Origin of the sequence: Roseicyclus sediminis, assembly GCF_025515305.1 — a bacterium.
In the GTDB taxonomy this organism is placed as follows: domain Bacteria; phylum Pseudomonadota; class Alphaproteobacteria; order Rhodobacterales; family Rhodobacteraceae; genus Roseibacterium; species Roseibacterium sediminis.
The window spans coordinates 55,576-75,262 of record NZ_JAOPHT010000018.1; the positions used below are offsets into that span (position 1 = coordinate 55,576).

14 protein-coding genes and 2 pseudogenes are annotated in these 19,687 nt (G+C 59.9%); 9 read left to right on the plus strand and 7 right to left on the minus strand.

All coding sequences use genetic code 11. The features are described 5' to 3' along the window. Positions 1-21: 21 nt before the first annotated feature. The gene (locus N8I71_RS17805) at positions 22-1,467 is read right to left on the minus strand and encodes a hypothetical protein (RefSeq protein WP_262879374.1); all 1,446 of its coding nucleotides are present in this window, start codon (positions 1,465-1,467) and stop codon (positions 22-24) included. Between the two features lie 83 nt (positions 1,468-1,550). Further along, positions 1,551-3,551 carry a hypothetical protein gene (locus N8I71_RS17810; RefSeq protein ID WP_262879375.1) on the minus strand — a complete coding sequence of 667 codons (2,001 nt, stop codon included), beginning with the start codon at positions 3,549-3,551 and terminating at the stop codon, positions 1,551-1,553. A gap of 1,046 nt (positions 3,552-4,597) precedes the next feature. Between N8I71_RS17810 and N8I71_RS17815 the strand changes: the two genes are divergently transcribed. Both N8I71_RS17815 and N8I71_RS17820 read left to right on the plus strand, forming a co-directional pair. Beyond that, positions 4,598-6,385 carry a sensor histidine kinase gene (locus N8I71_RS17815; protein WP_262879376.1) on the plus strand — a complete coding sequence of 596 codons (1,788 nt, stop codon included), beginning with the start codon at positions 4,598-4,600 and terminating at the stop codon, positions 6,383-6,385. Between the two features lie 119 nt (positions 6,386-6,504). Beyond that, positions 6,505-6,678, plus strand: a pseudogene (locus tag N8I71_RS17820) (integrase); the annotation flags it as partial. A gap of 137 nt (positions 6,679-6,815) precedes the next feature. Here N8I71_RS17820 and N8I71_RS17825 read toward each other — a convergent pair. Then, positions 6,816-7,814 (minus strand): site-specific integrase, encoded by a 999-nt coding sequence (locus N8I71_RS17825; protein ID WP_262879377.1) that lies wholly within the window; start codon positions 7,812-7,814, stop codon positions 6,816-6,818. Positions 7,815-8,086: 272 nt separating this feature from the next. Between N8I71_RS17825 and N8I71_RS17830 the strand changes: the two genes are divergently transcribed. After that, positions 8,087-9,502 carry a tyrosine-type recombinase/integrase gene (locus N8I71_RS17830; RefSeq protein WP_262879378.1) on the plus strand — a complete coding sequence of 472 codons (1,416 nt, stop codon included), beginning with the start codon at positions 8,087-8,089 and terminating at the stop codon, positions 9,500-9,502. Positions 9,503-9,510: 8 nt separating this feature from the next. Here the strand turns inward: N8I71_RS17830 and N8I71_RS17835 are convergent, their stop codons facing one another. Continuing rightward, a complete protein-coding gene (locus N8I71_RS17835) occupies positions 9,511-9,984 on the minus strand; it encodes a hypothetical protein (RefSeq protein ID WP_262879379.1) in 474 nt (157 codons plus the stop codon). 52 nt (positions 9,985-10,036) lie between these two features. On the opposite strand from N8I71_RS17835, the gene N8I71_RS17840 reads away from it, so the two are divergent. From N8I71_RS17840 to N8I71_RS17855, 4 genes and pseudogenes are all read left to right on the plus strand, one after another. Further along, on the plus strand, positions 10,037-10,972 hold the full coding sequence (locus tag N8I71_RS17840; RefSeq protein WP_262879380.1) for an aldo/keto reductase: 936 nt from the start codon (positions 10,037-10,039) through the stop codon (positions 10,970-10,972). A gap of 205 nt (positions 10,973-11,177) precedes the next feature. Then, positions 11,178-11,447, plus strand: a pseudogene (locus tag N8I71_RS17845) (transposase); the annotation flags it as partial. 273 nt (positions 11,448-11,720) lie between these two features. After that, the gene (locus tag N8I71_RS17850; protein WP_262879381.1) at positions 11,721-12,527 is read left to right on the plus strand and encodes a GNAT family N-acetyltransferase; all 807 of its coding nucleotides are present in this window, start codon (positions 11,721-11,723) and stop codon (positions 12,525-12,527) included. A 336-nt stretch (positions 12,528-12,863) separates the two neighbouring features. Beyond that, the gene (locus N8I71_RS17855; RefSeq protein WP_262879382.1) at positions 12,864-13,775 is read left to right on the plus strand and encodes a ketopantoate reductase family protein; all 912 of its coding nucleotides are present in this window, start codon (positions 12,864-12,866) and stop codon (positions 13,773-13,775) included. A gap of 427 nt (positions 13,776-14,202) precedes the next feature. On the opposite strand, the gene N8I71_RS17860 is transcribed toward N8I71_RS17855, so the two are convergent. After that, a complete protein-coding gene (locus N8I71_RS17860; RefSeq protein ID WP_262879383.1) occupies positions 14,203-15,291 on the minus strand; it encodes a tyrosine-type recombinase/integrase in 1,089 nt (362 codons plus the stop codon). A 331-nt stretch (positions 15,292-15,622) separates the two neighbouring features. Here N8I71_RS17860 and N8I71_RS17865 point away from each other — a divergent pair, with 331 nt between their 5' ends. Beyond that, a complete protein-coding gene (locus N8I71_RS17865) occupies positions 15,623-16,648 on the plus strand; it encodes an LLM class flavin-dependent oxidoreductase (RefSeq protein WP_262879384.1) in 1,026 nt (341 codons plus the stop codon). 228 nt (positions 16,649-16,876) lie between these two features. Continuing rightward, positions 16,877-17,626: a lysophospholipid acyltransferase family protein gene (locus N8I71_RS17870; protein ID WP_262879385.1), complete on the plus strand. Its 750-nt coding sequence runs from the start codon at positions 16,877-16,879 to the stop codon at positions 17,624-17,626. A 169-nt stretch (positions 17,627-17,795) separates the two neighbouring features. Here the strand turns inward: N8I71_RS17870 and N8I71_RS17875 are convergent, their stop codons facing one another. Together N8I71_RS17875 and N8I71_RS17880 are read right to left on the minus strand one after the other, a co-directional pair. Next, the gene (locus tag N8I71_RS17875) at positions 17,796-18,665 is read right to left on the minus strand and encodes an urea carboxylase-associated family protein (protein WP_262879386.1); all 870 of its coding nucleotides are present in this window, start codon (positions 18,663-18,665) and stop codon (positions 17,796-17,798) included. Between the two features lie 33 nt (positions 18,666-18,698). Continuing rightward, positions 18,699-19,514 (minus strand): enoyl-CoA hydratase-related protein, encoded by an 816-nt coding sequence (locus N8I71_RS17880; RefSeq protein ID WP_262879387.1) that lies wholly within the window; start codon positions 19,512-19,514, stop codon positions 18,699-18,701. Positions 19,515-19,687 lie beyond the last annotated feature (173 nt).

Consider the following 19,687-nt stretch of genomic DNA (forward strand, 5'->3'; position numbering starts at 1 on the left):
CATTTGATCCTTGGTAATGGTTTAGAATGATGCTTGGACTTCAATGGCCTCGTCGGCATCGTGGCTTCCACGAGCAAGACCGCTCGCCTCGAGACGGCGAATGATGGAAGGTATCGGTGGCTGCAGGCGAAGGCTCGCAAGGCTGTCGGCTATGTCAGCAACGCGTATCGGTTTGGAGGGTCCAGTAGACGCAAGCCCACCAAGCGCGACGAGCCACTCCTGTCCGGGATCAACAACGAAATATCGCCCTCGCCGGTTCAAGAGCGCATAGTGGTCTTGCGCCGAAGGCCCTTCCGACCGTTCACGCAACGAGTAAAGGATCGTTTCGTCGACGTTTTTCGCCGGCCTTAGGTCTCCAGCACCTTCCATCGCGGCAGCAATCTCCCGGACCGTTTTCTTTATGCCGCGCTCGTTTGCCCAAGCCCGAGCTACCTGCAGCCAAGAACCGAGGCCGTCCTGCTGGTCCTCGTGATCACTAGGAGAAGGGCAGTTCTCGCTCTGTATCCATCCTTCGAGTAGCTTGGCAGCGGCGGTGCCTTCGCGAGCGGCACCGCGAACCTGCTCGCGAACGCACCTGTCTGAAACTCGTGCAGTGTCGTCCCACCGGAGGAGGGGCTGACCATCTGCAAGTGCAGCTCGCAAAACAGCTTCTTCCGACCTTTCATCCCCGACTGACAATACCATTGTTCGAACGAGGTTCATCTCGAACAGGTACCCCATGCCAAGGCTTGTACGCAGAACGCTTGACGCCCAGTCCACCCAGCGCCGCCGCGGCATTCGAGCCGTCCATCCGTTCTCGCAAAGGTTCACCCAGCTCCTCGCAAACCAGGTGTAGGGCGTATTCCTTCCGGCAAGCCACGCTGGCTGATTTCCTCCCGGGGCTGGGAAATCGCGCCCAAGTCCTTCCAGCGCTTTATCGCCTGCGACTTGGACGTATGCAGGCGCCGCAGAACCAAGGATCGAGCTTAGCCACTTCGGATGGCCCTCCCCTTCGCGGGAGAGCGCGGAAACCAGCTGCTGCGCGGCCGAACCGCCACCACCGCCTAAGGCAAACATTCGTTCGAATATCGCCGCGTAGTTAGCCGGCCCCCGGGTTCTCAAAAGGCCCGAACTATCTTGAAGGAGCGCCGTGTAGAGATCGATAGGGACCGCCGCAAACGTCTTTGACTTCGTGGGTCGCAACGCGCGCAGATCGCGAACGAGGACCTGCGCGGCGTCACGGGCATCATGCTCATTCGCGAAATCAAATTCGTCCCACAAGGCATCGACCAACCGTTCCCGCCGCTTGGTACCTTCAGCAGGCAAAGTGTAGCCGATGTCGAGACGCGACCCGCCCTGGTCGTACCTATCGTACGCAACGGCTTGCCTAGCGGCTTCGCCGTCGTCCACGACAAGCTCGATCTTCGTACCCGTCGCCACTTGATCGACAAAACCCCAAACCAATGCCGATATGAGGGTTTCAGGCATGTTCGCGTATTGCGGACGATTGAGCCCTAGGAAGAGGCCCGACCCTTTTGACACGGCTGGCTGTCCAGCTCCGTCTGACCCTATCATGCAGTCAATCTCCTGCCATCGCTGGTGATGAACACGGCATCGCCCGAGCCCTTCGGGTCATGAAGTTTCATCGAAAGGAGCCGAGCCCTCATCCTTTCGAGACGTGGCTCCACGTGGCGCAGCGAGTCTGTAAAACCGTTCCCTCGCTGTCTCGAAAGCGCCTCTCTCAGGAGATGAAAATCGAATGCCGTTTCCGCGTAATCATTGCTTCCGCGTTCCATGATCCGGACGACCATCTTCTCGCCGTTGGGAAGAACCTCGACCTCGAAGTCTTTGGGCCGAACCCTCATGGCCAAGTGCGGTTGGCTGAAGCCGGGGCTGTTTACCCGCGGCTTGAGTACGGGAAGCAAAGAAGACGAAGCGAACGCATGGTGGTCGTCCGTGCTGGGCAAAGCCACATCGCGGACCGCTTTCAAAATATCGTCCTTGATATGCTTTCCCGTGTTTAGGCGCAGACGTAGTTTCTGCCACTCCGAGATAACCTGCGAGAAGGCTGGGCGGCCGGTTGAGACGCAGGCCAACCTCACGAGGTACTGGGCATACCACGCGAGCAACTCGGCACGATCAAAATCGAATTGGCGCCGCGACATTGGATCGATCAGTGCAGCGATTGCGAGGTCCAACGCATCCTCAAGTGGGCTCCATGCTGCAACGAGGTTTGCGTCGAAAGATCCGAGCTTTCCTTTCAACGGACGACCTTCTTTCACGTGGGAAACAAGCTCGAAAAGCTTTCTGCTTAACCCCGGATCCACGTCGAGCAAGGGGTCCGCGCGCATCATCGCCGAGACCGCGTCGTTCTCAGGCGTGCTTCCGGTCCAACGCTTGGCATCGAGCGGAAGACTGGCATGCAGGCCACCGAACATCGTGAGGTGCAGGCGAAGAGAGGCCAGCGAGACGAGCGAACGACATCTCTCCAGCTCATCCTTTGCGCCTTGCACTTCGTTGGCGCGTTCACGCACCCATGCCGCAAGTTCCCCTAGGGTACGACCACTGGTCGCCCCCACGACCGAAAGTACCGACAATCCCCAGAGGTCGCGGTAGGAGAAGTTGGAGCCCTCTATGAGTTCAGCTCCACGCAGGATCCGACACCAAGTATCGACGAGCGACGGTTCCTGTAGGTGGCGCACGTTTGCCAACACCGGGTCCAGCTCACCACCCGGCGGCCCGACACCGATTTCCCGCGCGATGTTAGTGGCCAACTTGGACAGGGGCTGCTCGAATGCTGCGTGGCGAGCCTCTCGTTCTCGCCGATCTACGATCGGCGAGATCCTGTTTGGGAAACCCCCTTCATCACCGTCGCCAGAGAGTGGCTCAAGCAAGGAAAAGCTGTCCATGTAGACAGCCAGAAGCTCAAACCGATTGCCGGCCGGAGTCGTAACCTCGAACGACAGGTTCCCGGTCTGTGCACCCAGGGAAGGCACCAAGACCCACCCATCTTTCTCAACGTGTTCTCCGGCGTTCGCTTGAAAGGTACGAAGCAACAACTCTCCTGCAATGGCGTCAGCACCGGAGGCCTCGTCGATGGAAACGGCGTTGGTCTCCCCGATCAGCACGCCCCTGTTTACGCAAGCAAGCAGGTGTTCCGAGCTATCAAGGGCCGACGAAATCTCGCGTAGAAGCCCGCCCACGGACCGATCCTCGGTTGGGATGGTCGCATCGTTAATGATCCGTAGCGGCTGGCCGCTTGCTGTCTTGTAGAGGTAGCTACGTCGCGCGAAGGTTGTCGGCCTGTCGGTCTTAGTGGCTCCAGCTGCCTGAACGACGCGAGACGCCAAGAACGACTTCCCGTTGCCCGCACCACCTACGAGGAAGACCATGCAGCGCTTGCCGTCGCCATCCTTTCGGCAGCAAGCAGCAAGCTTTTCCACCGCCTCCAGCGAACCAGGCGCGGAAGGCCCATTGGGCCATTTGCCTTGCTCGTGAACTAGGCCAGGTGCGACTGCAACGTCCGCACCACCAAAGCCACGGTCAATTATCCAATCTGGATAGCCATTCATCTGTCGGCAACCTCGAGAAACTGCTCTTCCGGGCCGTCTATCGGCCTCTTGTGGCAAGACTTTGAAATCAGGATCAAGCGGCCAGCCCACTGGGTCAAGACCACATGCCTAGGACGAAGGGTATCAAGGCACTCGGAGGGCGCAACCGGATAGCATGGGCTCGGATCTCGTGATAGGAAACACCTAAGGGCTCGGGAGAAACTAGGGTCAGGACCCATAAACCAGCTTGAGGCTTCCTGAGCTGCGTGATTCAAGCTCCCAAACACAGTGGGGGCAGGCCAAGGCCAATCGATACCCGCCGCGCCTTGAGGTGCGCCCCTCTCTGCACTCTGTTCTTTTCCTGCATCACGGCCTTCTCTCGTCCAGTGTCAGAACACGGATACAGCTTCAATCGGCGAAAAATGGGACGCAATGAATCGATGCTGGGTTGCCCGCGGCAGATGGACCCGCCAGCACCTGAAAACGCTCTGCATCCCCATAGCGGACCTTAAGAACAACCGCAGCGATCGACCGCTGTGAGCCCACAGGAGACATAGCTAGCCGCCGACGTTCGCGCGCGCAGCGCGTCATAGACCAAGACCATCAACTGCGCCGCAGCAATAGAAGCGGCCGTTCAGGCAGAGTGCGGAGAGGTCTCGGGCACCGATGACCGAGATGCGGGCCAACGGGATGAATGCACCCGTAGCATGGTCGGTCTTACAGATCACTGTCCCTCAGCTATCTCATCGCCGCATTGCAGCTCGGTTTTCCGGACACGGTCGTTCATGTGCCAACTGCCGCAGTACTGCTTCTTGCCACACCCCGTCCCGGAACAACGCCTTGTCTGACGCACGGGATAGCGCAGGGGGTAAAAAATTGGAATCATGACATTAAATCCCAAGAGATGGCAGGGAGCGACGCTGAGAGCTTTTCCAAGAAGCCCAAGGTTGTTGCCGTGCAACTCGCCACCACAGGCTGACCGCCTCAAGGTCATCAGGACGCCCGATTTTTACCATACCATCCTGCTGTGTTCCGCAGGTCGATCCACAAACCTGAGCTTGATCGTAATGCACTGCCTCAACGATCTTTCCACGGATCAATTTTTCTTTTTGGCATCCGGCATAAGCCTTCTCGCAGCGATGGTGATGATCGCCACGGTTGCCACCCAGACTTTCAATGGAAAACTGTTCTACTCTCTGAGCTTTGTGGGTGTGATATGGACCTTGATGGCCGTCGGGTTGGAGGCGGCATCAACGGACGCTGTGTGCCAAATTGCGTGGGCTGCCGTCGCTTGGCCGGGAAATGCTCTTGTACCGATGGCGTGGTGTTTCTTTGTGTTCGCCTACGTCGGAAATGGAGTGAGGCTCAAAAGGCGATGGACCACCGGCGTACTTGTCACTCTCCCCGCAGTGGCGTTGTTCGCAGCTGCAACAAACCCGTGGCACAACCTCGTTTACTCGGCCGAAACGGCCGTTCCTGCGGGTAGTGACCGCGTTGCTTACGTCCATGGTCCCGGATTCCACGTAATTATCGGCGTACTCTACGCATTTGTATTCGCGACCCTTCTGCGACTTGGGGCCGCCTTCTTCCGCGCAAAAAGATCCGCCTGGCCGCTGCTTGCAGTGCTCGTCTTGGTAACGCTCACACCTCTTGTTGCGAATACCGCTTATGTCGGCTTCGGCCTAAAGATCCTTGGGATGGATCCAACCGCCTTCATGTTCACGCTCGGCGTGATTGCGTTCACGTGGCTACTCGTCACGAACAAGACGATCGATATGGCCACCGTGGGTCAGTCTATCCTCTTCGACACGATGAGCGAACCGGTCATCTTGATTGATCGGCGGCGGAACATCGTGCGCATGAACACGGCCGCGAAGCACAGCCAACTGATCCAGGGCGAAGGGCGCCTGGCGGACGTTGCAGTGAGACAGACAAGCACGTCGAATCCGTCGATCAATGGTGAGCACATGAGCGTAGGAGAGCGGGTCTTTGAACCTCGTGTCGCAACGATTGAAAACCCGCTGGATCCAGCCGGTCCCTTTCTGGGGTGGAGCATTACCTTCGTCGACATCACCGAGCGCGTCTCCGCCAACGCCGCCTTGCAGGCAGCTCTGCAAAGGGCGGACGATGCGAACCGCATGAAGGACGAATTCATCTCCGTGATCAGCCACGAAATGCGCACGCCGCTTGCGTCATTGAGAGGCGGCGTAACGCTCGCGCTCAGCGGTAAGCTGGGAGAGCTGAGCGAGCACGCACGATCGTCGCTGGAAATCGCACTTCGCAACGGAGTCCGCTTGTCTCGCCTCGTTGACAATCTCCTATTGGCGCAGAAGCTCGATGTGAACGCGCTCACGCTCAAGAAAGAACCCGTCGACCTTGGCATGGTGCTTGAAGAAAGCATTGAAGAAAACAGGATGTTCGCCGCCTCTCGACGTGTTTCCCTTGTTGTCGGAGAGATTGACGGGCCCAGCACGATTATGGGTGACGCTTTTGCCGTTCGACAGATCGTCGAAAACCTCATCTCCAACGCCATCAAGTTTTCGGACAAGAAAGGCGTGGTCGAATTGACGCTCCGCGTCTCGGATGGACGGGTAGGCCTTGCCGTCAGGGATACTGGTCGCGGAATTCCATATGGTATGGAAGAACAGGTCTTCGGTCGGTTTGGGCAGCTGGAAAACGGGAGCCAAGGGTCAACCCAAGGTTCGGGACTGGGATTGTATATTGCAAGACGGCTGGCCCGCGAGATGGACGGAGACGTCTTGTACGAAAGCAGGGAGGGCGTTGGTACGACCTTCCACGTCGAATTCAGGCACGCAAATAGCCTGGAAATCGACTCCGAGCGGCTGGCGGGGTAGATCGCAGTACAACAACCTTCGCAAAAACCTGAGCCGGTAAGGCCAACGGTCAATTGGCGTCGGCAACGAATTGTCGGCACCCTTGGAAATCATGGGTTACTTATCAGAACCAATGCCAACCGTATGGAACGCAATCCCTACTGCGGACAAAGGCCGCACTAATCTACCGAAAGACGGAAAATCTGAGTGCGGTTCAGCTCCTGCTCGGTCACACCAAAGTGGACAGCACCGTCAGATATCTCGGCGTCGAACTCGATGACGCGCTGAGCATCGCCGAGAGGATCGACATCTGAGACTTTGGCGGACGGCAGTACTCGTCCGCCAACTCTGACCGGTCGTTGTTCACATCTGGCTGCAGCGGCAGCATCGAGTCCAAGGCGGCCGTAGAGTGGATGTAGACTACGCCTGTGGCGGCTTCAAAGCGGCAAGATCAATCAGCTAATGGATTGTCGCCGTTTCGCTCATAAGCCTTCGCAACCTCAGCCGCAGCCGATTGGCTTGCCGAAATCCTTCTACCGTAACGGGCTGGCATCTCCGGGGAACGCCATCGGCCTGCGACCATAATCGAACCAAGACTGCAACCTAGACGAAGCGCGTCTTGCACCCCACCAACTCTGGTACTGTGAGACGATACGTCGGCCCTCCCGAACCGCTTCTTGAAGATCCGTGAAACCGTTGATGGGTTCAGTGGCGTTCGAAGTCCGCCATCCTGTGATTTCGTGAAGATTGGGTCATCGAGGCCCAGACAGGCGCAATCGATCCATTGCAGCACGGCCCTACTGCCCAGAGGAGAAAGGTAGGCGTAGTCGCCCTCGCCGTAGGGGTCAGTTTTCGAACGCGCGACAAACAAGATACTTGATCCATCGTCCTGCCGGGAGAGGTCCCGTACGCGCAAGGCAACGAGTTCGGAAGCCCTGAGCCAGCTGTCGGATGCCGCGAGTATCAAGGCCTTGTCTCTCAATCCCTTTCGGCTGGTGCCAATCCGTTTGACGGTTTCCAGGACCTCTGCTTTTCCTAACGCTGCGGCCTGGCGCGACCTTGCGCCATACTTCCGCTTCACCGCCTTGAGCGACAGCTCTACTAGCCTGTGTCGACAGGGGGACGGTTGGAAATGGCTCCTGTGCAGTTCTGCTATCGCCCACAAACGCGTCTCGATGGTGTTGGCGCTAAGCTTGCCACCAAGCGTCTCGACGTATTCTGCAACTATTTCAGGGGGAATAGGTGGCTCGGCACGATAGTCGTGACCCTCGCACCATGCCCGGAAGCTGGCCGTGATCTGCCGGTAGTTGCGCAGGGTTTCCGGGGCGTAGGCCTCTTCAGAACGTCTCTGATATTCCGCTATCAGTTCCGCTCGCTTTCCAGATGCCATCCGCGCTAGTTCTGCGAGCGTTGCCGACCGCTCGGCTTCCCGGTCAAACACAGTGGTCATTTTCTGTACCTCCGGCGCCCCCAAACTGCATGTTAACGAATTGTTAAGGATTTGCCCCATTACTTCGTCGTCGCCGAACGAAGGGAGGTGCGGGTGTCAAAGAGAATCGAAGAAATGCGCATCGTGGCTCTTGAGGAGGCGCTCGTTGATTACGTCGTGAGGTACGGACCTACCTCGTTGGCCAATAAGGCCTTTCAGATTGCTTCGTCGCATGACCGGAGGGATGATGACCCGGTCACAACTGGCGAACGGTCAGAAGGTTCCTCACCTGAATGAGAGCAGACTGGCGCCCCAATTTATCCGATCCAGAGGTCCAAGTGGCGTTGGCGCCACGGGAATCTCCCTACTTCAACTTGCTCTCGTACTGCCGCCATATCGGTTTGCAGGTACGCTCGAATGGCCGGTCCTACTGGGTCGGACGAGTTCGTCGAAAGGACGGCGGCTACATCTCTCGCAGGCTGCTTGATGCCTGGGTCGATGGCTTTCAGGAGAACACCTATGAAGAAGCCGTTCCGGTTGTAGAGAAGTGGTTTCGGAAACCTGACATTCAAGCACTTGCCAGCGATCCCTATCAGTTCGGGTCGCGTCGCGACCTAACCATATGTCCAATCGGCTCCACCTACACGATTGGCCACGCACTCAAAGACTACGTGGAGTGGAAGCGGTTGGCCGCCACCCGCTCTCATTTTGAGACAATCGTCAATCGGATCAACTACCACCTTGTGCCGCGCATTGCCTTCGTTCCGATTGAAGAGTTCAATGCGAGGTATTTCCATGAGTTGGCCATCGCTGTTCTGGAGACACCTCCCAAGCGAGGGCGTGGGCACACCGAACCTCCCATTCCGCTCGACAAATTGAGCGATGAGCAGCTTCGGAAACGGAAGAAGACGTTCAACTCCATTGTAAGTATTTTGCGAGGAGCATTCGAGCTCGCTTGGGAACGGTCCGATTTGATATCTGATCGCCCCCTGCGGTGCCTCCGGAGGCTTCCGAACCTCGACCGGCGGCGAACAGTCTTTCTGAGCCGCATGGAATGCCGGCGTTTGCTCTCTGCCTGCGACCATGATCTGGCGCAGCTGGTGAGGGCAGCGCTTTTCACAGGTTGCAGGGTCACCGAACTCTCAAGAATGCGCGTGGGCGATTTTCTCGCCGAGGAGACCGCTGTCTTCGTTGCACATCCAAAGGGGCGTCGTACCCGGTACGTCTTTCTGCCCCCTGAGGCACTGAGCTTCTTTCGGGCGATCGTGGACGGAAGAGAGGGTTCAGACTTTCTGTTCCGAAAGTCCAACGGCCGGATATGGGGCAGCGAGTACAAAGCCTATTTCCAACGAGCTCGAACAGCGGCCGCGCTTCCGTCAGAACTCACCTTCCATGGATTGCGTCATACCTATGCAAGCCAGCTGGTTCAGAATGGTGCCTCGCTCATAGTCGTGGCGGACCAACTGGGTCATGCGAATACCCAGACGGTGAGTGCAGTCTATGGTCACCTCGCGGGGTTTCACAGACGTGACGAGGTGGCGAGGCACTTTGAGCCACTGGAACAAGGGACTGCGCCAGTACGACACAAGGACGCCCTTCAGCGCAATGCTGGCGATTTCAAACCGGCCCCTGAGGTATCATGGCCACGTTCAAACTTCTCGAAATACAACGGCCCCTTGCTGCACCTTTTGAAGCGACATCTTCATTAAACAAATTACTATTTGGCGTTTGCATTGTCTGGCGAAGAGCTATCGGGGACGTGGTCAGGAAGTGTTTGCTTGCTTAGATCAGTGTGCCCAAAGCGGTCCACATGCGCCGTAAGCGCATGCTCAAGCTGCTTGATGCGCAGTTCGAGAGTTGCTTCGCGAAGCTCGCGGCCAGACCGGAAGGTGACCGTCGCATTTGTCGGAAATCCCAGCATTCTCGCAATCAGGCTCCCAAGATCAACACTTCGAAGAATGCTACCAGAAAGATTGGAACTAGATGCAAGAAAACACATCGGTAGCCTCCGGCGGCATTGACTGCGATCCTGCCGGAAGGTGCGGTCCACGCCATTGTCTGACTGTGCTTCCAGCAGCCGTTCTGCTTGAGCGCAGCGATCGACGGCTGCCCACCACAGTGTTTGTGAGCAGGTCACAAGACCGCAGCTACTCCCATGCATTTTTTTTGCCACGGCCTCGGTAGCCAGCATCCCCTTCCGGAGGCACTTGTTCCTCGCGCTGAGGACATGTGATGCTTGATAGATGACACCAGATCTTCGCACACCCGCCGGCCACCCGATTTCCTCGTATTGCTTTGGCACCATGCAGTGGGGTGGCAAGGCGGACCGAATTGATAGTCGTGCCATGTACGACGCAGCTCGTGCAGCAGGAATAAACTTCTTTGACACAGCCCACGGCTACACCAGAGGTGCATCGGAGACCTTGCTGGGCGAATCTGTGACCTCTGAGCGCGAAGATGTTTTCATCGCCACCAAGTGCGCCTCGACAGGGAATTGCGCTCCGGAAGCCATTACGAAGGACCTAGAAGAGAGTTTGCGGCGTCTCAACCTCGACTTCGTTGACATGCTCTACATGCATCGTTGGTCTGATGAAGTGCCGCTCGAAGCGACCTACGAGGCGCTTGCAAAGATCGTCGACGCTCGTCGCGTCCGACATATCGGCGTCTCGAACTATGCCGCCTGGCAGGTGATGAAAGCCGCTCGTGTGGCGGCGTCTTTTGAACTCAAAATCGAGATGCTGCAGCCGATGTACAATCTGGTCAAACGTCAGGCCGAAGTAGAGATTTTGCCGATGTGTACATCAGAGAACATCGCCGTTGTTCCATACTCACCGCTTGGCGGCGGTCTTCTGACGGGCAAGTACAACCTCGGACAAGACGGCCGCCTAACCGATGATCCGATGTACAAATCCCGCTACGGTCAAGACTGGATGCACAAGGCCGCTAATTCATTGCAGGAGCTTGCGGCCGAACTAGGTGTCTCCGCCATCACGCTCGCAATCGCCTGGGTTGCTCACAACCCTGCCGTAACAGCACCCATCCTGAGCGCCAGCAGATCCGACCAGTTGAAGCCATCGCTGGACGCCGTTGGATTCGAATTGGATGACGAAACCTATGCCCGCCTCACGGCACTGACCCCAACTCCACCACCAGCGACAGATCGCTCGGAGGAGACCTAACAGTGCGGTAATCACCACGCCGTATTCTGTAACCCGCGTGGCAATGGCGTATAGCGTGACGTTACTGTCTTGAGTTCTTACGGTCGCTTGGATTCTGCCTTGTCGATCGACTTATCTGCACCACCTTTCCAATGGCCGCTTGGTCCGCGATCCAGTCGATCAACGTGGCTGAAGTCTGAGACCGCCAATGATGGCTCCGGACGTTCGAAAGTTCCGCGACTTCGAGGTGCAGCTGCAACTGCATTCGTTGGCCTACAACCTGGCCACATTCCTGCGCTGCATCGAGTTGCCCGAGGCCATGGAGGACTGGTCGTTGACCAGCCTGCAGCTCAAACTCATCAAGATCGGCACTCGTGTCGTGGGTCACGCCCGCGCCATCACCTTCCAGCTGGCGCAGGTCGCGGTTAAAGGCCCAATGGTGTGCGCGATCCTTGCCGTAATCCGCCGTCTTCGAGCGCCTCCGTCATGCGCGTGACCATGATCCACGCCCAACCTGAACGAAAGCGGCGGGACAGGTCTGCCCGACATGCTGAAAGACAGGGCTGACGGGCAAGAACGCCGCGGCTACGCGGCCCAATCCGCCCGGCTCCCAGCCGCTGGCGCGACCGTAGACGCTTCTCTGGGCAGCAAATGCTTGTACAGCGAGCAGGGTCAGGCAACGATTACGTCAGATGGAAGGCCACTGGGGAATGTCGGGCTACTTGGGGAATGTCGGGTAGCATGTGTCCGACGACGGAAAGGAACGGCCATGGAAAGTGAGTTCTTCGGCTCCCCCGATCAGCAGGCCGTCCTCGCGCGAGGCCTCGCGCTTTACGATCTGCTCTGCGACCATCCGGCAATGACCTATTACGGTCGTGGCGTCGGTGTGCTCTGGGGTGCCCCCGGCGCTCTGGACCTGATGGCGCGGCTTGCCACCGTCCAGGGCGTCAGCAACTGCTCGTTCATCCCCGATGCGAATGTGCCCGCGCTCCGGGCCGATCTCGAGGCGGACGGATACTCGATCACCCACTACGCCGCTTGGGAAGGAAGCGCCGATGCGTTGACCGCGGCCGATCGCATCCTCGACGCACACGCTCCGGCGGAGGATATCAGCGTCCATGTGATCGACGCGAAGAGCCCGGCGTCGCATTTGCAGGCGTTGGCGGATGTTTCGCTAGAGGCGGGCGTCCTGCCGGTTGCGGGCTGCATCCTGAGGGGGCAACGCCGCCCGGCGGTCAGCGTCGTGGCGCTTGACGGGAAAGGCCAGGGCGTCTCCTGCGCGGCCGCCGCCACCTATGCCCACCCCGATCATCCCGAATACGGCAAGGTTGCCTGGTGGGGCATGCTGGCCACGCGACCGGACCGGAAAGGCGAGCGGCTGGCCCTGATCCTCGGCGCGATCGCGCTGCGCGAGATGCGGCGCCGCCACGGCATCAAACGGTTCTTCACCGGTGTGACAGCGGGAAACGCCGCCTCCGAGGCCGTGTGCCGCCGAAGCGGTTTCGCGCCAAGGGGCCGGTCCATCATCTCGCCGGTCGATCCGCGCGTTCTGCGGGGCGGCAAGCTGACGAAGTGAACGCCATACGGTCCTTGCCAGTTGAAATGGACCAACATACGCAAGCTCTGGATTTGCCCCCAGATATGGTCGCATTGGCCAAGCGAACTCCATTTCGGCTAGCGTCGCCTTCGTCCGCCAAGCAGCCGGTCGGCAGTCCGGAGGTCTTTGGCTGCTCTTGGTGGCAGCGGACCTTCATCATGGGTGCAGCGACCGACTGGAAAGAGTCGTGAGCCGAAGGTGCGCACCAAATCATGCAATAGTGAAAGGTAGTCCGTGGCGGCAGTACGGTTGAGCAGGACGAAAGTGCCAGGTTTTGATAAACGAATGACTAAGGTGGGGCATGCAGGAGGTGACATGAAGATTTGCGTCATGGGATCGGGTGGGCTGGGAGGGTTCTTTGGAGGATGGCTTGCAGCATCTGGTGCAGATGTTTCATTTGTCGCGCGCGGTGCGCATTTGGACGCTATTCAGGCCAACGGCCTCACCGTCACCAGTGAGTTCGGCACAAAGCATATTGAGAATGCGCAGGCGACCAATAACCCCGCAGACGTCGGTCCCGTCGACATCATCCTGTTTTGCGTAAAGAACTACGATCTAGATACGGCGGCCGAAATGTGTCGGCCAATGCTGAAGTCCGGCACGGCTGTCATTTCGCTTTTGAACGGTGTTTCAGCACCAGATCGGATCGCCAAGATTCTAGGTAAGGGGCACGCGGTACCGGGTTTAACTTTTGTACCATCGAACATTGCTTCGCCTGGTGTGATCGCACATCTCGGTCAGAAGAAAGACATCACTTTTGGGGAGATGGATGGATCGTCGAGTGAGCGTATAGAGACCTTCAGTCAACTGTGCCGTTTGGCGGGTCTGGACGCGCAGGTTTCTCCAGACATCACAACCGTCACTTGGTCGAAATATGTGGGCTGGTCTTCGGTGAGTGTCGTCGCGGCTGCCAGCCGAAAACACTTCGGCGTAATTCAATCCACGCCTGAGCTACTCAGTCTCTTCCGAGGCTTGGCGACAGAGGCTTGGCGCGTTGGACGCGCAAAGGGCGCACAGTTGGAAGATGACTTGGTAGACACGCTCGTGCGGGTCATCTTGAGCTATCCACCTGAAGCAAAACCGTCAATGCTCGTCGACTTGGAAAGGGGCAATCGCATCGAACTGGGCACCGCCTCAGGTACGATAGTTGCAATGGGTGACGAGATGGGAGTTGATACTCCGATGAACCGCGCGCTTCACGCAGTTTTGCTGCCATACAAAAACTGACTGGCCCAGCCACGTTCGATCTTCGGATTCGTCAGGCTTGTTTCTACCTTTAAAAGGCAGCCTTGTCCGCACGCGAGACATCAATCAGCCGCGCGGCGAACGACCGGTTCGGATCTGCTCTATCCAAGCTTGCTCGAACGACCGCTTCCCGGAAATCGCGCTGCGCTGCAGCGACGAAGAAGCTGACAGGCAGTGATCCGGGCGACTGGCCATGCCGCGGGCGCATCGGTCCGCTCCGTCCGCGTTCCGGGCGTCCGTCGTTGGCGCAGCGAAGGTCCGCTTCCCCATAAAAAAGTGCAACGTCCGGGAGGTGAGCCAGTTCATGAACACTACGAAGACTGCCGGGCCAACAACTAAGGGCACAGGGCCATCGACCGCAAAAACGTTCCACCAGGTGTCGCGGGAACGAGTCCCGATCGGAGCCAAGTCAATGCGACACTCGTCTGGAAGCGCGCTCCTGCAGCGCGCCGCAAACAACCGCCATGGCCGGCCGCAGCGCGTCGAGCGATGGCTTCGCGTAACGCTGCCCGGTGATCGAGAGCGGCGTATGGTTCAGGAGGCGCCCGACCACCTCCTCCAGCACACCCGCCTCCACCGCGACGGTCGCGAAGGTCCGGCGATGGGCATGCGGGCTCCATTGCAACCGTTTCGGCGCGCCGAGGCGCCCTTCCGGCCCCTTGGGTGACGGGAACACCCACTTGCGGTGCAAGCCCCGCATCGGTTCCAGGATCTCGTGGTGAACGGGCAAGATCGGCAAGTCGAAGCTGCGCCCGTTCTTGGTCATCGGCAGGTGGATGCGGTCCTCGTGGACGTGCTTCCACTCCAGCGCCAGGGCCTCGCTTTTCCGGAACCCGGTGAAGAGCAGGAGCTCGTAGAAGGCCCGGTGGACCGGGTTCTCCAGCGCGTCCATGACCCGGCGCCAGGCCGCGAGGTCCTCGATGATGGCGCCGCTGCCCTTCTCCTCGAACCACTCGATGGCCATCGTCGGGTTCTCGGGCAAGTCGTGCGTACGGCGCGCGTGGTTGTAGACCGTCCGGAAATACTTCAGCAGGTGGTTCGCGGTCGACGGGGTCTTGGCGAGCGCCGCGTGGCGCTGGACCACCATGGCCTTGGTGATCTCGTCGAGCGGCAGGTGCAGCCAGTCGCCGAGGTGTAACTCGAACTGCTGCCGCAGCCCCAGCTTGTGGGCCTCGGAGCGCAGCCTCGGCCGCGCGAGGTAGCTCTCCATGGCGTCTTGAAGCGTGGGCGCCTCGAAGGCGATGCGCTTGCCGGCGCCCCTGCCCCATTCCAGCGCGTAACCCATCGCGGTTTGCCGCGCGACGCGGGCCGAGATCGCGGGCCAGCGCCCGACGAGGATGCGCTTGGTGCGCCCACCCACGTCCTTCTGGAAGTACCACGTCTTCGAGCGCTTGCCGACGAAGAGGCCGAGACCCTTTACCTCGCTGTCCCAGTGCTTGGCCGTGCCCGTCGCCGGGTGGGGCAGGTTGCGGACGTGGGTCTCGGTGAGCTTCGGCATGCTGTAGGTATTTTGCAGGTAACGGGAAGAAATCATCGGCATCCCCATGACACCACGTGACACGGAGGTGTCAACGAAAAGAAAGACTTGGAATGGACGGGAAACGCGGGGAATGCTAGGTAGTTAGCTTGGAAGGCAAGGGTCTTACCATTACACAACGCCCGCTCAGCGCTTCACTGCGTATGTGATGGGTGCGTGAGGGTCAAGCAAGACCTCGATGCAACGAAAGCGATCCGCCCTTCTGGAGGGTTCGAAACGGGAGCGACCGTTGCCTCGGTTTGGTGTTTGGAGGGACTGCTGATCATGTATAGCTGAGCGGCAAGGAGGCTCCATGCATCATTTCTCGCTACTCGACCTGTCGCCAATTCCCGAGGGTCAGACCGCTGCCGACGCGCTTGCGAATACGGTGGAGCTGGCCCGTGCCGCCGAACGGCTCGGCTATCATCGCTACTGGCTCGCCGAGCACCACAACATGCCGGGGATCGCCAGCGCAGCGACCTCCGTCGTGATCGGCCATGTCGCGGGGGCAACCAGGACTATCCGTGTCGGCGCAGGCGGCATCATGCTGCCCAATCACTCGCCGCTGGTGATTGCCGAGCAGTTCGGAACGCTGGAAACCCTGTATCCGGGCCGGATCGACCTCGGCCTCGGTCGCGCCCCGGGCACGGACATGGCAACGGCCCGCGCCTTGCGCCGGCACATGGTACAGGAAGACACGTTTCCACATGACGTGGTCGATCTCCTCCACTACTTCGACGATGCGTCCGATGACACGCGGGTAAGGGCCATTCCCGGAACAGGCACGCATGTCCCGATCTGGATCCTCGGCTCCAGCCTCTATGGCGCGCAGCTGGCCGCCCATCTCGGCCTTCCCTATGCCTTCGCGTCGCATTTCGCTCCGGCCATGCTGGAGGATGCAATCGCCACCTATCGCGGCAAGTTCCGACCATCCAGATACCTCGCACGACCCTATTTCATGATGCTCGCGGGTATCTGCGCCGCAGAGACCGACGAAGAAGCCGCATATCTGAGGAGTTCGCAAATCCTCGCCTTCGCGCGCCTGCGCAGCGGGAGACCGGGAAAGCTGCCCTACCCCACGCGGGATCTCGACGGCGAAATCGGTCGGGAGATGGGCGCGCAGGTGGGGGCCGCACTGTCTTGTTCGGCCGTCGGGTCGCCGTCCACCGTCAGGGACCAGTTGCTGAACTTACTGAATACCTACCGGCCCGACGAACTCATGCTCACCGGCATGATCCACGACCACGCGGCAAGGATCAGGTCCTTCGAGATCGCGGCGACGGTTCTCTCGGAGCTACTGACGCAAAAGGAGCCGGCGCAGCGCGCAAACCACCCCTAGCGGACGTTGAAGCATAGCGCAGCGAATAGCGGCTGGGAGCCCGAACCGGCGGTGCCCTGCCTGTGGCGCTTGCACGCGCGGCATCGGCTCGAGACAGCCGTTCGCTGCGCGTGGCGTCGATGGCCGAAGCCCCAGACAATTCACCTGGTTTCGACTGCCGTCCGCCCTTGGCGTTTGCGTCTTGCAACGATTTGACGTAGGCGGCGCCGTTGGTCAGAGCGAGACGAGATGAGTCATCACGCGGCAGAGATCGGCGAACACTGGCGCGGTGGAGTTGCATCCCTTCGTTTTCTGGCCGGCGCGCCATTCGTATTCGCTCGGGTCGCGCGCAAGGCCGCTGCGACGGAACACGCGCGCGAACCGATCGAACGTCACTTCTCGTTGTTTCTTCGCAACTGCCGGATCAATGTGTCTGTCGAGGGAGAGGTCCCGAAAACCGGTCAGGGGTGTGTGGTCTCCCATAACGAGACATCCTTTGCGGATGTCGCCGCCTATTTCGTCGGGATCTGGCCCCATATCGACCGGCTCGCGGGGGCTGATACCTACGGCTTCATCCCCTTTGCCCGAGCGGCATGCCGCAAAGTCGATATCGAGTTGGTCGCGAGGGGCAATCGCAAAGCCACTGATCCGTTGGTGGCGCGCATGGTCGCCACCGTGAAGGAAGGCGGCCGGGTGGGTTGGGGCGCAGAAGGCCGGCTTTCCGGAAGAGACGGCATCGGTCCTTTCAAGGTCGGCGGGAGCCTGATCGCGATCAGAGCGCAGGCCCCTGTCGTCCCCGTGGTCATCCACGGGGGCCATGATGCAATGCCCCTTGGCTCGTTTCGGGCTCACCCCGGCGAAATCCGGATACGCTTCTGCGACCCCGTGCCGACCGCGGGCTACGGGGAAGCAGATGCGCGTGCCTTTGCAGACAGGCTGCGGGCTGAGTTCGTCCAGAATTACAACGAACTGGCGGATCGACGCCGCGTCACGGCTTAGCGACGTCGCAAGACAGAGGCCCAGTTTAGAACATGGCCGCCGAAGGCGAGAAATTGCCGTCAGCGCGCCTTCGCGCATGAGCCAGTCGCCAAGTGTAGGCGGGCCCAGTGCCCATCGCGATGCCATTGGAATGGGCCGGCACCGACAAAACCTCCGACGCCATCGATGTCTACTTTTCCGGATGACGCAGGCCGTGGCTGCGGTCGTATCCGTTGACAGACGGAGTCGACCAGCCCGTCGGACGTTCGGATGGGTCGTAGATCGTGACCTGAAGCGGATGGCAGGGGGCCAGGTCTGACGAATGCTCGGCACTGCAATCGCCGCCCGGGCAAGCGGAGAGGACGCCCAGAAGGTCGATCTCCGCGAAAAACTCAAGATAGTCGCCGAGCCGCACCGGGCTGGCCTTCATGAAGTATTGCCCCGTATCGGGAGTGAAGCCCGTGCACATGAAGACGTTCAGCACGTCATGCGTCATGTACTCCGCCCGCTCCGCAGGGAATCCGTCGCCGATGAGGGCGCGGGTGAGGTTCGAATGACAGCAGTTATGATAGGTCGAGCCACCCGATAGCAGATGATGGGTATAGGGGTCGCAGCGCGTTCCGATAACGTCATGGACACGTCCCCCATGGGGGTCGGTCCCGTACCATGCCAGGGTATCCGCCACGATCGTGGCCATGGGCCGCAGGAATGGCAGGCACGACCAGAGCCGGTCCCCTGTCGTGACGTGCGTGCCATGAAGCGCCCGCGTCTTGCCCGAAAAGAACCGCTCGGCAGGATCATGCAGGCAGAACAGGTTCAGGTCGCCGACCTGAGGGCCCTCGATGCAAGTTATTCGGAAGAATTGGCCGGCGGAGACCCTGAAGGCGCGCGCGTCGCGCGGCGGCACGACTAGCCGCCCCGTCTCGCGCGCTCCTCGGCGGGCGCTCGCGTAAGCCTCAAGATCGGGTCGGGGAAGTGTGTCCTCGGGATACGCGATCACCGGAGCGATTGCGCGCCGGGCGTCGGCGTCCTCCGGCGCATTAACGAGGTTCATCGGCATGTCAGTCCCCCTCGGCTTTCCTCTTGTGTTGGTTCAGCGGCCCGTCCAGCGCGGCTCGCGTTTTTCGGCGAAAGCGCGCGGTCCCTCCATGAAATCCTCGGAGTTGGACATGCGCTCGTACATCGGTAGTCCGCTGCGGCCCGGTTTCGTCATCGAGAGTGCGTCTGCGGTGGACATGGTCTCGATGGCGCCGAGCACCTCCTTGCAGGCCTGAAGCGCCAGCGGCGCGCCGCGAGCCACTTCTGCAGCGAATGCGCGGGCAGCCTCGAGAAGACCGTCCGCGGGATGCACAGAATGGACAAGGCCCCAGCGCAGCGCTTCGGAGGGGTCCATCCGCCGCCCGCTCAAAAGCATCTCGACCGCGACGTTGTAAGGCAGACGGCGGGGAAGACGCTGGATCGCACCGGAGTCGGCAAGGAAGCCCCGTTGCATTTCCGGCAGCTGGAAGAACGAGGTTTCCGATGCGAGGATGACGTCACAGGCCAGGGCGATCTCGAACCCGCCGCCCACAGCAGCCCCGTTCACGGCGCAGATCATGGGCTTAAGCAGGTCGTGAAACTCCACGATTCCGCCAAAGCCGCCCGGCCCATGGCCGAGCTCCGGATCGGCGTCCAGCATGGGGTCGAACCCGGGCTCGGCCACTTCCTTCAGATCCCAGCCCGCCGAGAAGATCTTCGATCCCGTGGCCGTCAGCAGACCGACGCGGAGGTCAGGATCGTCCTGGAGCTGGCGCAATGCGGCATGGACAGCGCGACTGGTCGCGCGGTTGATGGCATGTGCAGGCGGACGATGCAGAACAACTTCGAGAACGGGCCCCAGCCTGTTCACCTGTATCAGCGGATCGCTCATCGTCATTCCCTTTCCGGATCAATCGGGGCCAGGTTCGCCATCGCCATGCGGAGCGCCGCCACGCCGGCATCCCTGCGTGCGCGGAGAGGCTCCTGCCCCGCCTTTCCGATCTTCGCCTGAACCTCGGACGCGTAGGCCTGCATCAGCTCGGCGTCTGGCTCGAACGCGGGGGG